Source organism: Mycobacterium bourgelatii (assembly GCF_010723575.1).
Lineage (GTDB): Bacteria > Actinomycetota > Actinomycetes > Mycobacteriales > Mycobacteriaceae > Mycobacterium > Mycobacterium bourgelatii.
Map to the genome: position 1 here is coordinate 2,079,441 of NZ_BLKZ01000001.1, position 15,194 is coordinate 2,094,634.

The window sequence follows — 15,194 nt, forward strand, 5'->3', positions numbered from 1 at the left end:
CTGAGCGCGTGCCGCGGCCCATCGATCCCCAGCCGTCGACAGGTCGTTGGCATGCGATCGGCCTGATCGGGTTCCTCATCCTGGTCGTGCTCTACGGCACCGTCGGCGCGCACGCCGCGTACGTCGCCGGCAGCAGCGTCGACGTCCGGCTGTACTGGATCCTGGGCGGGGCAACGGTTTTGGCCGGGGCTGTCGCGGTGGTCGGCCGGATAATCGGCTGGCACAACAAGCGCGTCCTGCTCCTGGGCTGGCCGATTGCCTCGCTCGTCTTCACGATCCTGGTCGGGTCCGTCGATTCGGACGCCACTCGGCAACTACCAGGCACGATCACCATCACGTTCGTCTACATCGGGCTGACGTGTCCGCGCTGGCGCTCGTTGGTCCTCGCGCCGCTCGGTGTCGTCGCGTTCGTTGTGGGCACCGGCCCCCATCCCGGCGGGGTGCCGCCGACCGCGGTGACCGCCGCACTCATGTGGGTCATCGTGGCCGAGGTCCCGGCCTGGCTGATCGCCAAGCTGACGCAGCAGACGGAGCTGTTGCACCAGATCGCCCAGACCGACGCGCTCACCCAGCTACTCGACCGCAGCACGCTCGGCCACCAGCTGTCATTGCACACCGGCGAATCGACGATCGTGCTGATCGACCTCGACAACTTCAAGCAATACAACGACACGCACGGGCACGCGGCCGGCGACGAACTCCTCGTCAGCTTTGCCGACGCGCTGCGCTGGTCGGTGCGCCAGGACGACGTCGTCTTCAGGATCGGGGGTGACGAGTTCCTGCTGATGCTCCTCGGGGCAAACCACAGCGACGCAGAGCACGTCGTGGCCCGGCTGCGTCAGCGCTGGACCGAGGTGGGCGGGCAGGTCGGCTTCAGCGCCGGGATCGCCGCGGGGGAGCCCGACCCGCTTCGGGCCGCCGACAGGAACATGTACGCGGTCAAGCGCGCCACCGGAGCCACTTAACCCGCTCGGCTTCGCGCCCCGGCCTGCGAGTTCATCGGGCAGGCCCGGCTCGCCGTACCATGTCCGGGTGACTTCGACGGTGGCGCGAGACGTGCCGGGGGATGCCCCGACCGCGGTTTCGGCGCGTACCTACCAGGTCCGGACCTACGGCTGCCAGATGAACGTGCACGACTCCGAGCGGCTGGCCGGCCTGCTCGAGGCCGCCGGCTATCAGCGGGCCGCCGACGGCTCCGACGCCGACATCGTCGTCTTCAACACCTGCGCCGTGCGGGAGAACGCCGACAACAAGCTCTACGGCAACCTCAGCCACCTGGCGCCCCGCAAACGCGAGAATCCAAACATGCAGATCGCGGTCGGCGGCTGCCTGGCGCAGAAGGACCGCGACACGGTGCTGCGCAAGGCGCCGTGGGTCGACGTGGTCTTCGGCACCCACAACATCGGGTCGCTGCCCAGGTTGCTCGAACGCGCCCGGCACAACAACGCCGCGCAGATTGAGATCGCCGAGGCGCTGCAGGAGTTTCCCTCGTCGCTGCCCAGTGCGCGCGAATCCGCTTATGCTGCTTGGGTTTCCATCTCGGTCGGCTGCAACAACACCTGTACGTTCTGCATCGTCCCGTCGCTGCGGGGCAAAGAGGTGGACCGCAGCCCGAGTGACATCCTCGCCGAGGTTCGGTCGCTGGTGGACGACGGCGTCCTCGAAGTCACGCTGTTGGGCCAGAACGTCAACGCCTACGGCGTCTCATTCGCCGATCCCGCTCTGCCGCGAAACCGGGGCGCATTCGCCGAGCTGCTGCGGGCTTGCGGAGAGATCGACGGACTCGAGCGGCTTCGGTTCACCTCACCGCACCCGGCCGAATTCACCGACGACGTCATCGAGGCGATGGCCGAAACGCCCAATGTCTGCCCGGCCCTGCACATGCCGCTGCAGTCCGGATCGGATCGCATCCTGCGCGCCATGCGCCGGTCTTACCGCGCCGAGCGCTATCTCGGGATCATCGAGCGGGTGCGGGCGGCCATGCCGCACGCCGCGATCACCACCGATCTGATCGTGGGATTTCCCGGGGAGACGGAAGAGGACTTCGCGGCCACGCTGGACGTGGTGGCCCAAGCGCGGTTCACGGCCGCGTTCACCTTCCAGTACTCCAAACGTCCCGGCACGCCGGCGGCCGAACTCGACGGGCAGGTGCCCAAAGCCGTCGTGCAGGAACGTTACGAGCGGTTGGTGGAACTTCAGGAGCGGATCTCGCTGGAAGGAAACGCCGCACTGGTCGGGCAGACCGTCGAGGTGCTGGTAGCCACCGGCGAAGGACGCAAGGATGCGAGCACCGCACGCATGAGCGGGCGGGCACGCGACGGCCGGTTGGTTCACTTTGCCGGCGATGAGCAGGTGCGTCCCGGCGACATCATCACCACGAAAGTCACTGACGCCGCGCCGCACTATCTCATCGCCGACGCGGGCGTCCTCACCCACCGTCGCACCCGCGCCGGTGACGCACACGCCGCGGGGGAGCGTCCGCGCGGTGTCGGCCTGGGCATTCCCGGAGTCGGGCGGCCCCAGACCGGACCCGCCGCACCCGTCGAACCCACCGGATGCTCGGCCGGGTGCGACAAATGAACGGAGAGCTGAACGTGGCGGAATTTGACGCCTTCCGATCTGAAATCGAGGCGGCGGAACGCCGCGTTGCGCGCGAAATCGACCCTGGTGCAAGGGCTTTGGTCGTCGCGATCCTGGTGTTCGTCCTCGTGGGATCGTTTGCGCTGCCGCACACCGGCGACGTGCGGGGTTGGAACCTACTGTTCGGCAGCCACGAGGCCAGTGCGGCCGCCGTCGGACTACCCGAGCGGGTTTTCGCCTGGCTGGCGCTGGTATTCGGCGTCGGCTTCTCGATGTTGGCCTTGCTGACCAGGCGCTGGGCCTTGGCGTGGGTGGCGTTGTCGGGCACGGCGCTGGCCAGCGCTACCGGGATGCTGGCCGTTTGGTCACGTCAGACAGTGGCGACCGGACATCCGGGCCCGGCTATCGGCATTTTCATCACCTGGCTCACCGTGATCGTCCTGACGTTCCACTGGGCTCGGGTGGTGTGGCAACGCACCATCGTCCAGCTCGCGGCGGAAGAGCAGCGTCGGCGTGCGGCCGCCGAGCAGCAATCCAGAACGCTGTTGGACAACCTGCGGGAGGACGAAAAGCCCGACGACAAGGCGGCCGACGGTCCGAACTCTGGGATCCCGCCCACCGAGGGCCCCGACCGCTAAGGCGCCAAGGCGAACGCTAGGACCGGCGGGTCAGCGCCCGGGCAGCGGCATCGGCCCACTGCCGCCACTGCTCGGCGTTGGCCCTGGCCTCTTCGGCTTCCTTGGTCTTTCCGGCGGCCTCAGCTTTGGCGGCCTGTTGTTCAAACTGCTCGACGCGAGCACGGAACTGCTCGGCTCGGGCCTGTGCCTGGGGGTCCGACCAATCCGCCTCGCCGGCCTCGCGCACCTTTTTCTCAATGGCGCGCAGTCGGCGTTCCAGCTCGGCGGACCGTTCCCGCGGCACCTTGCCTATGGCATCCCACTTGTCGGCGATAGTCCGCAGTGCCGCGCGAGCCGCCTCATGATTGCTGGTGTCGAGCTTCTCCGCCTCGGCCAGCAACGCTTCTTTGGCCTCGGCGTTGGCGCGCAACTCGGCGTCCTTCTCGGCCGTCGCGGCGTTGCGGGCGCTGAAGAACGCATCCTGCGCGGCTTTGAAACGACGCCACAAGGCGTCGTCGACGTCCTTGCTCGCCCGCCCGGCCGCCTTCCATTCGGTCAGCAGCTTGCGGAATTCCGCGCTGGTGGCGGTCCAGTCGGTGGAGTCGGACAGCTCCTCGGCCCGTCGGCAGAGGCGTTCCTTGGCTTGCCGGATATTTGATCGCTCTCGGTCCAAATCGGCGAAGTGCGAGCCGCGTCGGCGGTTGAACGCCTCTCGGGCGGCGGCGTAGCGCTTCCACAATGCGTCGTCGACTTTGCGATCCAGGCCGCTGATCGTCTTCCATTCGTCGAGGATCGCGCGTAACCGGTCGCCGGCGACCTTCCACTGGGTCGAATTCGCCGCCAGATCCTCGGCTTCGGCCGCCAACGCCTCCTTGCGCGCGGTCTGAGCCGCCCGAAACTCCTCACGTTTGGCACGAGCCTCGGCCGCGGTGGCATCGGCGTGCTCCCGCAGCGCGGCCAGTCGAGCGGCGAGTGCGTCGATATTGCCCAGCACGTTGGCCGTCGGCAGGGATTCCTCCAGCGCCAGGGCATGCGCCTTGATCTTGCGGGCATCGCCGGTGCCCGAGGCCAGTCGCTCCTCGAGCAGGGTGACCTCGGTGGCCAAGTCGTCGAATCGCCTGCCGAAGTGCGCAAACGCGGCCTCCGGGTCGCCGGCCTGCCAAGAACCGACTACGCGCTCGCCGGCCGAGCTGATCAACCAGACAGTGCCGTCGTCATCGACACGGCCGAACTGATGAGGATCGCTGCGCGGAGGCACTATCACCGGGTGGGAGGTAGGCCGCGGCACGGGCCTGGGTCCGGGACGCGGTCCCGGACGCGGAACCGCTCCCGGGACGGGTCCGGGCACCGACCCGGTCGAAGTGTCGCTAGTGGACTCGCCAGCCGTCATACGCTCGTCACCTACCCTTCGCGCGGCACTTTCCCGCGCACCTGCCGCGCGAAGCGGCACCCATTCGGTTGGTCGGCCGGCCGCGCTAGCCGCCGGGAACTGCCAACCAGTGTTTCAACAGTATGAAGCAGGTGGACAAGCCCCGTGCCGCGACCTTGGCAGGCGGTGGGGCCCGTCGTCTACAGCTTCACCAAAGAAGCCGTGTTTGTTGGGCCCAACAACCGTGCTCCGCTCAACGGCTCAATAACAAATCGGCTGGCCATCCAGTGGATCCCACGTACCTATCCGGTAACGCGGTAGCGTTCTCACAGACGGCGACGCACACTGGTTGCTAACCCCGTCTCGCACAGCTGCTACACAGCGGATGCACCGGATCCGCATAGCTTGGCGAGCAAGTATCCAATGCGTTAGCAGCCGGAGAACAACTTTCGGGACTGTGAGCAGGACCATAGAGTATGTAGCGAACTGCCAGCGCGCGACAGGTGTATCCGCACCTGCCCGGGGGAACGCTGGTGGGGACATTTGGGAATTGAGGGGTCATATATGACCGGGTTTCAGCTGGCCGCAATCATCGCTCTGTGCGCTGCGCTGGCATCGGCGACCGGGGACGTGATCCGTCAGCGATCCGCGCAAGAGGTCACCGATCAGCACGTCGGCCACCTACAACTGTTCGGCCTGTCGCTGCGCGACGCCCGCTGGTGGCTCGGCGGAATGGCGGCCGTCATCAACTACAGCCTGCAGGCGGTGGCGCTCATCTGGGGCTCCGTCATGCTGGTCACTACTCTGCAGGTGTCTGCGCTGCTCTTTGCGCTGCCGATCTACTCATGGATGACCAAACACCGCATCACCCGGTCCGAATGGATGTGGGCGGTGCTCCTCGCGGCTGCCCTGGCCGTGGCGATCAAAGTCGGCGACCCGACCGAGGGCCATCACCGGGCCCCCTTGCATACCTGGGTCGTCGTGGCCGCGGTGGTGACCCCGTTGCTGGTGCTGTGCGTGGTGCTGGCGCGGGTGTGGGTCGGCCGGCCCCAGGCGGCGGTCCTGCTGGCGATTGTCGCGGGTGCCTCGTTGGCGCTGTTCGCGGTGCTCACCAAGGGTGTCGTCGACGTTGTACACGATCAGGGTTTCGCCGGCGTGCTGGTCGCTCCGGAGTTCTATCCCTGGTTGGCGACGGCCCTGTGCGGGATGATTTTCCAGCAGTCCGCGTTCCGGGCGGGCGCGCTGACTGCCTCGCTGCCCACGATCACGGTGGCCAAGCCGGTTGTGGCCACGGTGCTAGGAATCACCGTGCTAGGCGAGAGTCTGGACGCAACTGGATACGAGGCGTTCGTCCTGCTCGTGGCGGTAGTTGTGGTGATCGCTGCGACGGTCGGCCTAGCCCGCGGTGAGGCGGCGACGATGGTCGCCGAGGCCGGCCGCGACATCAGAACGGATGTGGAGGACGGTCCCGCTCCTGACAGCGCCGGCACGGCGCTGGGGTCCTCGGTGACGCGATAAGACCCGATAAGACCCGATAAGACCCGATAAGACCCGATAAGACCCCGTAAGGCCCGGTAAGAGGCGGCGGGCGACCCGATAGCCGGGACCGTTCCGCCCAACCGAGACGTTAGTTTGGTGGCGTGCTCAGCTCGATCGCGATCGTCCCGTCCGCGCCGGTGCTGGTCCCGGAACTCGCCGGCGCCGCCTCGGCCGAGTTGGCGGATCTGTCGGCGGCGGTAGCCGTGGCGGCCGCCCTGCTCCCGACGCGCTGGATCGCCATCGGCGTCGGCGCCCAGGACACCGTGGTAGGACCCGACGCGGTCGGCACATTTGCCGGATTCGGCGCCGACGTGCGGGTGCGGCTGTCGCCGGGTGACACCACGCAGCCGCCGTCCGAGCTGCCCTTGTGCGCCCTCATGGCCGGCTGGGTGCGCGGCCAGGCGCGGCCGGACGCCGAAGCCCAGGTGCGCAGCTACGCCACCGACGAGGATCCGGATGTTGCGTTGGCCCGCGGCAGGGCGTTGCGGGCCGAGATCGACCAGTCACCCGGACCCGTCGGTGTGCTGGTCGTCGCGGACGGGGCCAACAGCCTGACGCCGAAAGCCCCCGGCGGCTACGACCCGCGCAGCGCCGAGTTCCAGCTCCATCTTGACGACGCGTTGGCCAGCGGCGACGTTGGCGCACTGCATCGGCTTCCCCCACAAATCTTGGGGCGCACTGCATTTCACGTTCTGGCCGGTCTCGTCGAGCTGGGGCCGCGCGCGGCCAAGGAGCTCTACCGCGGCGCGCCCTACGGCGTGGGGTACTTCGCCGGTGTCTGGCAACTCTGAGGCGGCCGTGCGGCCGCTGGCGATCATCGGCCCGACCGGCACCGGCAAGTCGCAACTGGCCCTGGACGTCGTGGACCGGCTCGCCGGTGAATTCGACGCGGAGATCGTCAACGCCGACGCGATGCAGCTCTACCGCGGCATGGACATCGGGACGGCCAAGCTGCCCGTCGATCAGCGCCGCGGCATCCCGCACCATCAACTCGACGTGCTCGACGTGACCGAAACCGCGACGGTGGCCCGCTACCAGGAGGCGGCGGCCGCCGACATTGAGGCGATTGCGGCGCGGGGAGCGGTGCCCGTGGTGGTGGGCGGTTCCATGCTCTACATCCAGTCGCTACTCGACAATTGGTCATTTCCCGCCACCGATCCGGCGGTGCGGGCGCGATGGGAACAGCGGTTGGCCGAGATTGGCGTCGGCGCGCTGCACGCCGAACTGGCTCGCCGCGACCCCGCGGCGGCCGCGACGATCCTGGCCACCGACGCCCGCCGTACGGTGCGTGCGCTCGAGGTGATCGAGCTCACCGGCCAGCCCTTTGCCGCCTCCGCGCCGCGCATCGGCGCCGCCCGGTGGGGCACCGTGATCATCGGATTAGACTGTGACACAACAGTTCTCGATGAGCGCCTGCGGAGGCGTACGGACGCCATGTTCGAGCAGGGCTTGGTCGAAGAAGTCCGCGGCCTACTGGAAAAGGGTCTGCGCGACGGCGTCACCGCGGGCCGGGCGCTCGGCTACGCCCAGGTGATCGCGGCTCTGGACAAGGGCGGCGACGCCGACCTGCTGGGCGAGGCCCGCGAACAAACCTTCATCGGCACCCGGCGTTATGTGCGACGCCAGCGGTCCTGGTTCCGCCGGGACCACCGGGTGCATTGGTTGGACGCCCAGGCGGACGGGATCGTCGACGACGCGTTGCGCGCGTGGCGGAACATATCCTGATCGAGTGATCTTTGCCAAGGGCCACGGCACCCAGAACGATTTCGTGCTGCTGCCCGATGTGGAGGCAGGGCTGGACCTGGCCGCGCATCGGGTAGCCGCGCTGTGCGATCGGCGCCAGGGGTTGGGTGCCGACGGCGTCCTGCGGGTCACCACCGCGGGTGCGCTCGTCCAGGCCGGTGTCCTCGAAGGTCTGCCCGACGGGGTGAGCGACTACGACTGGTACATGGATTACCGCAACGCGGACGGGTCCACCGCGCAGATGTGCGGCAACGGCGTGCGGGTATTCGCGCACTACCTGCGGGCCAGCGGAATGGAGTTGCGCGACGAGTTCGTCGTGGGGTCGCTGGCTGGGCCCCGGTTGGTCACGGTGCACCAGGCGGATCAGACCACCGCCGACATCACCGTCGACATGGGGAAGGCCAACAAGCTGGGCGCCGGTTCGGCGGCATTCGAGGCCATGGTCGGTGGCCGGCGGTTCGCGGGCATGGCGGTCGACGTGGGCAACCCGCACCTCGCGTGCGTGGACCCCGCGTTGACCAACGAAGAACTCGCGGCGCTCGATGTCGCCGCGCCCGTCGCTTTCGATCACCAGCAGTTTCCCGAAGGCGTCAACATCGAGGTGCTGACTGCTCCGGTGGGTGGGGCGGTCAATATGCGGGTACACGAACGCGGCGTGGGGGAAACCCGTTCGTGCGGCACCGGCACGGTCGCGGCTGCGGTCGCCGCGCTGGCCAGCACGGGCGCCGACACCGGCGCACTGACCGTTCGAGTACCGGGCGGTGAGGTCAGCGTCACCGTCACCAACGCCACCAGCTTTCTGCGCGGACCCTCGGTGCTGGTCGCGCAAGGGGAGGTCTCCGACGATTGGTGGAAGTCGCTGCCGTGAAAATCGTGAATATTCAGATGCGCTGGTCCGCGAGACCTGCCACCATCGGATCTTGCCTATGACACATTCTGATTCGCTCGACAAAGACACCACACCCAGCGTCGGTGAACTCGCACTCGACGACCGATCGGCACTGCGCCGGGTCGCCGGGTTGTCCACCGAACTCACCGACGTTTCCGAGGTCGAATACCGCCAGCTGCGGCTGGAGCGGGTCGTCCTGGTGGGGGTATGGACCGAGGGCACCGCGGCCGACAACCAGGCCAGCATGGCCGAGCTGGCCGCGCTGGCCGAAACCGCGGGCTCGGAGGTGCTCGAGGGCCTCATCCAGCGCCGTGACCGCCCCGACCCGTCCACCTATATCGGTTCGGGCAAGGCTGCCGAACTTCGCGAAGTCGTGGTCGCGACCGGCGCCGACACGGTCATCTGCGACGGTGAACTGTCTCCGGCGCAGCTGACCGCGCTGGAAAAGGCGGTCAAGGTCAAAGTCATCGACCGCACCGCGCTGATTCTGGACATCTTCGCCCAGCACGCGACCAGCCGGGAGGGCAAGGCCCAGGTCTCGCTGGCGCAGATGGAGTACATGCTGCCCAGGCTGCGCGGTTGGGGCGAATCCATGTCGCGACAGGCCGGTGGGCGCGCCGGCGGCAGTGGCGGCGGGGTGGGCCTGCGCGGCCCCGGTGAGACGAAGATCGAAACCGACCGCCGCCGTATCCGCGAGCGCATGTCCAAGCTGCGCCGCGAGATCAAGGCCATGAAGCAGGTTCGTGACACTCAGCGCAGTCGACGGCTCGACAGCGACGTCCCCTCCATCGCCATCGTCGGCTACACCAATGCGGGCAAATCCAGCCTGCTGAACGCGCTGACGGGCGCCGGGGTGCTGGTGCAGGACGCCCTGTTCGCCACCCTGGAACCCACCACCCGCCGTGCGCAGTTCGACGACGGCCGCCCGTTCGTGCTCACCGACACCGTCGGGTTCGTGCGGCATCTGCCCACCCAGTTGGTCGAGGCGTTCCGCTCGACGCTGGAGGAAGTCGTCGACGCCGACCTCTTGCTGCACGTTGTCGACGGGTCCGACGTGAACCCGTTCGCGCAGATCAACGCGGTCCGTCAGGTGATCTCCGAGGTGGTCTCCGACCATCACGGCGACCCGCCGCCGGAGCTGCTGGTGGTGAACAAGGTCGACGCCGCCGGCGACCTAGCGCTGGCCAAGCTTCGGCACGGCCTGCCCGGTGCGGTTTTCGTCTCCGCACGCACCGGCGACGGAATCGACGCACTCCGAACCCGAATGGCCGAGCTCGTCACCCCCACCGACACCGCGGTAGACGTGGTGATCCCTTATGACCGCGGCGATCTGGTCGCCCGCGTGCACGCCGACGGACGCGTGCAGCAAACCCAGCACGACCCCGAGGGCACCCGGATCAAGGCCCGCGTCCCGGTGGCACTGGCCGCCAGCCTGCGGCCGTTCTCGTCGCGGTAAGCCACAAACCGACCCCGAAGTCACCGGGCCCGACCCGGGCCGAGTCTCTACCAACCGTCCGGTTGGTATATTCGGGGAAACCAGTTTTTATTTCCGGAAGGTCATCCATGGGCAGCGCCGTCAAATACCAGCGCACACTTTTCGAAGCCGAGCACGATCTGTTCCGCGAGTCCTACCGGAGCTTCCTCGAGCGGCACGTCGCGCCCTATCACGACGAATGGGAAAAGAACAAGATCGTCGACCGAGGGGTCTGGCTGGAAGCCGGTAAGCAGGGATTTCTCGGTATGGCGGTGCCCGAGGAGTACGGCGGCGGGGGCAACCCCGACTTCCGCTACAACACCATCATCACCGAGGAAACCACCCGCGGGCGCTTCAGCGGAATCGGATTCAGCCTGCACAACGACATCGTCGCCCCGTACCTTCTGCACCTGGCCAATGAGGAGCAGAAGCAGCGTTGGCTGCCCAAGTTCTGCACCGGCGAAATCATCACCGCTATCGCCATGACGGAACCGGGCACCGGTAGCGACCTGCAGGGGATCAAGACCCGTGCGGTCAAGCAGGGTGACCACTACGTGCTGAACGGGTCAAAGACGTTCATCACCAACGGGATCAACTCGGATCTGGTGATCGTCGTCGCCCAGACCGACCCGGACAAGGGTGCGCAAGGGTTCAGTCTGCTGGTCGTCGAGCGGGGCATGGAGGGCTTCGAACGCGGTCGCCACCTGGACAAGATCGGTTTGGACGCGCAGGACACCGCCGAATTGTCGTTCACCGACGTCAAGGTTCCGGTGGAAAACCTGCTCGGTGAAGAAGGCATGGGCTTCATCTACCTGATGCAGAACCTGCCCCAGGAACGGATCAACATCGCGGTCATGGCCGCAGCCGCCATGGAGGCCGTGCTCGAAGAGACGCTGCAATACACCAAGGAGCGCAAGGCTTTCGGCAAGCCGATCGGCAGTTTCCAGAACAGCCGGTTCGTGCTGGCCGAACTGGCCACCGAGGCCACGGTGGTGCGCATCATGGTCGATCAGTTCATCGCACTGCACCTCGAAGGAAAGCTGACCGCCGAACAGGCCGCGATGGCCAAGTGGTACTCCACCGAGAAGCAGGTCCACCTGATCGACCGCTGCCTGCAACTACACGGCGGATACGGCTACATGCGCGAATACAACGTTGCCCGTGCGTATCTCGACGCCCGGGTGCAGACGATCTACGGCGGCACAACCGAGATCATGAAGGAGATCGTCGGGCGCAGCCTCGGGGTCTAATTCTCGAGGTTGTACGCGTCGTACCCGTCGCGGATACGTTGCAACAGCGCCCGCAGTTCGCGTTCCTGTTGTGAGTTGTTGCGAATTTCGTTGCCAACGAATCGATCTCGTATTCCGCTGCCACCCAGCGCGGCAAACTATGCCTCGCGTTCGCTGGGATAAGCTGCGGAGCCCACGGAGTTCGGCATGCGACCGTGACTTGAGACGATCGAGACCAACGCGGTGATCGTCAGGACCATGACGATCACGACCAACGACATCTGCGTGCTGATTTCCGGTACCGCGACCTGCTTGCCGTGGTTGATGAACGGAATGTTGTTGTCGTGCAACGCCTGAAGGACGAGCTTCACACCGATGAAACCGAGAATCAGCGCCAACCCGTACGACAGGTACACCAGCCGATCCAGCAGAGTGTCGACAAGGAAGTACAACTGGCGCAGGCCCATCAGCGAGAAGGCGGTCGCGGCGAAGACCAGAAACACGTTCTGGGTCAATCCGAACATCGCCGGCACCGAATCGAAGGCGAACAGCAGATCGCTGCCGCCGACGGCGAACATCACCACCAGTAGCGGAGTCATCGCCCGCCTGCCGTTTTCGACGACGAGGAATCGGCCGCCGTCGTAGTGCTCCGAGGTCCGCAAAAAGCGATGAGCCAACCTGATCATGACGTTGTCGGCGTTGCGTCCTTCGGGCTCTTCCGGTTTCGCCAGGCTGATCGCCATGGTCAACAAGCCCAGACCGAACAGGTAGAACACCCAATTGAAGTTCTCGATGAGGGCGACGCCGAGCAAAATGAATCCGGTGCGCGCGACGAGAGCCAACGCGATACCGAATAACAACACCTTCTGCTGCGCGACGCGAGGCACCTCGAAGCTGCTGAGGATTACCAGGAAGACAAACAGATTGTCAACGGACAACGCTTCGTTGCTCAGATAGCCCGCGAAGTATTCGACACCCATGTTCGGGCCGCCGAAGATCACCACCCCGATACCGAACACGATCGAAACGCCGATATAGAACGTTGACCAGACTGTGGCTTCACGTAACGTCGGCACGTGCGTATTGCGTACCTGGACCGTGTAGTCGAACAACATCAGACCCGCGATCAAGGCGATCGTGAGGCCCCAGGCAAGTCCGGAAACACCCATTTGCGCTGGGCTTCCTCCCGCGGCGGCAGTGGGCTAGATGTCTCCGGCACGGTAGTGCAACCACCCGACCGGGCGCACTTCACTTTCTCGCGACACGGCCGCAGCCCGGCATCATTTCGACATCGGCTAGATATCCGTTTCCGTAATATCTACGATTTGACTTCGCATTTCTCGTTCGCTAGAGCAAAGTTATGCGAGCCCGGCGACTATGCGAAATGCAGCTGGGGCGTCGGCTGGGAGGCTTGGTGAACGGGCAGAGAGGTCAAGTGAGCAGGGTGGTCGGGCGTGCGCTGCTCAGCTTGGTGGCTGCGGCGATGACCGCTGTATTGCTGGCGCCCACCGCGCCCATTGCATCGGCGTCTCCCATCGGCGACGCCGAGGCCGCAATGATGGCCGCTTGGGAAAAGGCCGGGGGAGACACGTCCACGCTCGGCGCGCGTAAAGGCGACGTCTACCCCGTCGGGGACGGATTCGCCCTCGAGTTCGACGGCGGCAAGATGTACTTCACGCCGGACACCGGCGCTCATTACTTGTACGGCCCGATCCTGGACAAATACGAGGACCTTGGCGGCCCGGTCAACAGTGACCTGGGTTTCCCGACCATCAACGAAGTTCCCGGCCTCGCCGGACCGGACAGCCGGGTCGGCACCTTCGCCGCCAGCGACAACCCGGTGATTTTCTGGACGCCCGATCACGGCGCATTCGTCGTGCGTGGCGCGATCAACGCTGCGTGGGACAAACTCGGCAGCTCGGGCGGGCTCCTGGGGGCTCCGATTGCGGACGAAAGCTATGACGGGGACGTCGCCTCGCAGAAGTTCACCAGCGGAACGATTTCCTGGAACAGGAAGACCAAGGAATTCAGCACCGATCCGGCGAACCTGGCCGACCAACTGAAAGACCTGCAGATAGCGCTCGATCCCACGGCGGCCATCAACATGGCGTGGCGCGCCGCTGGTGGCGCAGCGGGCCCGCTAGGGGCCAAAAAGGGCGGTCAGTATCCCATCGGCGGTGACGGGATCGCCCAGGACTTCAACGGCGGCAAGATTTTCTACAGTCCCGCCACCGGGGCGAATGCCGTCGAAGGTCCCATCCTGCAGAAGTACGAGTCGCTCGGCGGGCCCGTCAGCAGCGATCTGGGCTTCCCGACCAGCAACGAGGCCGACGGCGGCATCACCCCCGCCAGCCGGATCGCCGAATTCTCGGCCGCTGACAAACCGGTGATCTTCTGGACCCCCGAGCACGGGGCATTCGTGGTGCGGGGAGCCATGAAGGCCGCCTGGGACAAACTAAAGGGACCCACGGGCACGCTCGGCGCTCCGGTCGGCGATCAAAGCGTGGACGGCGACGTCATCTCGCAGAAGTTCACCGGCGGCAAGATTTCCTGGAACCGCGCCAAGAACTCCTTCGCCACCGACCCGGCGAACCTCGCGCCCTCGCTGTCTGGCGTGCAGGTGACGGGGCAGAACGCGCCCGCCACCGCGGGACCGGCCCCGCAGGACAAGAAATTCACCTGGCATTGGTGGTGGCTCGTGGCGGTCCTGCCGGTGCTGCTGCTCATCGTCATGTTCGTCCTGGTGGTGCTCAGCTTGCGTAGGCGTCGCGCCGCCGCCGGCGAGCCCGCGGCGTACGACCAGTTCGACCGCCACTACGAACACGAACACGAACATGAGCACCCGAACGAGCACGAGGGTGTTGCCGGTTATGACGCCGCTCCCGACGGGCACTGGGGATCGCGAGAGGAGGGCGATTTCGGCTCCGAGCACTTCGCGCCCGAGGACCAGCGTCCGCAGGAACCAGCCGCGCCGGAGACCGGGGTCGCGCAGCGAGTCAGCTGGCCGCGCGGTGCTGGAGCCGGGGTCGGGTTGTTCGACCATGGCGGTAGGGACGAGGATGTCGAGTCCGAACCGCACAGCAACGACGTCGTGGCCGACTACGCGAACCCTCGCGAAGACGAAGACCCTGACTCGGTGGACACCACGCCCATTCCTTATGGCGTTCTGACCGAGGTCGAGACCGATGCCGGTGCCGGTGCCGACGAGTCGCCGGTCCTCGAGGAGGAGCCCGAAGTCCCGGAGGCCCCGGTATCCGATGGTGGCGTCCCAGACCGGCCCGACGAGTCCCAGAGCCTGGGCGAAGCGGTTCCGGACACCTCCTACCCGACGAGCGGCGGCGCCGCCGGTGAGCCTTCGAGTGCCGGTGAGTCGTCAGGTCCTGACATCGTTGTTCCCGACACCGGCCCGCCGGCGCCTAAGCCACCGCGAGCTCGGTCGGGACGGCATGCGGCCGCCGATGATGATGACGACGACGAATACGCGCTGTCAGACGGCCACGAACCGGCCCTGAACCCGGTGTCGGAGCCTGCCACGGCGTCTGCGGCAGGGCCCACGGCGGCGGTGCGTCCGACCATCCACTTGCCGTTGGAAGACGACCCGTACCGGCCACCCAATGGCTATCCGATCAAGGCCAGTGCCCGCTTCGGGTTGTATTACACGCCGAGCAGCCCCTTGTATCACGACACACTTGCCGAGCTCTGGTTCATCAGCGAAGAAGCCGCGCGAGCCAACGGCTTCGTCCGAGCGGATTGA

The 15,194-nt window shown here is 66.4% G+C and carries 11 protein-coding genes and 1 pseudogene; 10 read left to right on the top strand and 2 right to left on the bottom strand.

Going from position 1 to position 15,194, the window contains the following annotated elements; all coding sequences use genetic code 11:
* Window positions 1–8: 8 nt before the first annotated feature.
* The 3 genes from G6N68_RS09240 (at window position 9) to G6N68_RS09250 (ending at window position 3,218) form a co-directional block, all read left to right on the top strand.
* Entirely contained in the window at window positions 9–965 is a 957-nt protein-coding gene (locus G6N68_RS09240; protein ID WP_163710768.1) for a GGDEF domain-containing protein, read from the top strand.
* 67 nt (window positions 966–1,032) lie between these two features.
* Window positions 1,033–2,580, top strand: a complete 1,548-nt coding sequence (gene miaB, locus G6N68_RS09245) for a tRNA (N6-isopentenyl adenosine(37)-C2)-methylthiotransferase MiaB (RefSeq protein ID WP_163710772.1) — start codon at window positions 1,033–1,035, stop codon at window positions 2,578–2,580.
* The gene (locus G6N68_RS09250) at window positions 2,577–3,218 is read left to right on the top strand and encodes an Rv2732c family membrane protein (RefSeq protein WP_163710774.1); all 642 of its coding nucleotides are present in this window, start codon (window positions 2,577–2,579) and stop codon (window positions 3,216–3,218) included. The genes miaB and G6N68_RS09250 overlap by 4 nt, the downstream gene beginning before the upstream one ends.
* Before the next feature lie 16 nt (window positions 3,219–3,234).
* On the opposite strand, the gene G6N68_RS09255 is transcribed toward G6N68_RS09250, so the two are convergent.
* Window positions 3,235–4,587, bottom strand: coding sequence for a DUF349 domain-containing protein (locus G6N68_RS09255; protein WP_163710777.1), 1,353 nt, complete (start codon window positions 4,585–4,587; stop codon window positions 3,235–3,237).
* A gap of 543 nt (window positions 4,588–5,130) precedes the next feature.
* Here G6N68_RS09255 and G6N68_RS09260 point away from each other — a divergent pair.
* From G6N68_RS09260 to G6N68_RS09285, 6 genes are all read left to right on the top strand, one after another.
* Entirely contained in the window at window positions 5,131–6,084 is a 954-nt protein-coding gene (locus G6N68_RS09260) for a DMT family transporter (protein WP_205351285.1), read from the top strand.
* 122 nt (window positions 6,085–6,206) lie between these two features.
* On the top strand, window positions 6,207–6,896 hold the full coding sequence (locus tag G6N68_RS09265) for a class III extradiol ring-cleavage dioxygenase family protein (RefSeq protein ID WP_163710780.1): 690 nt from the start codon (window positions 6,207–6,209) through the stop codon (window positions 6,894–6,896).
* Between the two features lie 7 nt (window positions 6,897–6,903).
* Complete coding sequence (gene miaA / locus G6N68_RS09270; RefSeq protein WP_163718381.1) at window positions 6,904–7,830, top strand: tRNA (adenosine(37)-N6)-dimethylallyltransferase MiaA; 927 nt, start codon at window positions 6,904–6,906, stop codon at window positions 7,828–7,830.
* Window positions 7,831–7,834: 4 nt separating this feature from the next.
* On the top strand, window positions 7,835–8,716 hold the full coding sequence (dapF, locus tag G6N68_RS09275) for a diaminopimelate epimerase (RefSeq protein ID WP_163710782.1): 882 nt from the start codon (window positions 7,835–7,837) through the stop codon (window positions 8,714–8,716).
* 58 nt (window positions 8,717–8,774) lie between these two features.
* Window positions 8,775–10,193 (top strand): GTPase HflX, encoded by a 1,419-nt coding sequence (hflX, locus tag G6N68_RS09280; RefSeq protein ID WP_163710785.1) that lies wholly within the window; start codon window positions 8,775–8,777, stop codon window positions 10,191–10,193.
* Window positions 10,194–10,300: 107 nt separating this feature from the next.
* Entirely contained in the window at window positions 10,301–11,461 is a 1,161-nt protein-coding gene (locus tag G6N68_RS09285; protein WP_163710788.1) for an acyl-CoA dehydrogenase family protein, read from the top strand.
* Here G6N68_RS09285 and G6N68_RS09290 read toward each other — a convergent pair.
* Window positions 11,458–12,609, bottom strand: a pseudogene (locus G6N68_RS09290) (TerC/Alx family metal homeostasis membrane protein). The gene G6N68_RS09285 and the pseudogene G6N68_RS09290 sit on opposite strands and share 4 nt — an antisense overlap.
* A 215-nt stretch (window positions 12,610–12,824) precedes the next feature.
* On the opposite strand from G6N68_RS09290, the gene G6N68_RS09295 reads away from it, so the two are divergent.
* Window positions 12,825–15,194, top strand: a complete 2,370-nt coding sequence (locus tag G6N68_RS09295) for an LGFP repeat-containing protein (RefSeq protein ID WP_276069112.1) — start codon at window positions 12,825–12,827, stop codon at window positions 15,192–15,194.

Excerpts from the sequence above, each read along its gene's own strand:
- G6N68_RS09250 (WP_163710774.1), top strand. The coding sequence starts at position 2,577 with ATGAACGGAGAGCTGAACGTGGCGGAATTTGACGCCTTCCGATCTGAA.
- G6N68_RS09255 (WP_163710777.1), bottom strand. The coding sequence starts at position 4,587 with ATGACGGCTGGCGAGTCCACTAGCGACACTTCGACCGGGTCGGTGCCC.
- G6N68_RS09260 (WP_205351285.1), top strand. The coding sequence starts at position 5,131 with ATGACCGGGTTTCAGCTGGCCGCAATCATCGCTCTGTGCGCTGCGCTG.
- hflX (WP_163710785.1), top strand. The coding sequence starts at position 8,775 with ATGACACATTCTGATTCGCTCGACAAAGACACCACACCCAGCGTCGGT.
- G6N68_RS09285 (WP_163710788.1), top strand. The coding sequence starts at position 10,301 with ATGGGCAGCGCCGTCAAATACCAGCGCACACTTTTCGAAGCCGAGCAC.
- G6N68_RS09295 (WP_276069112.1), top strand. The coding sequence starts at position 12,825 with ATGCAGCTGGGGCGTCGGCTGGGAGGCTTGGTGAACGGGCAGAGAGGT.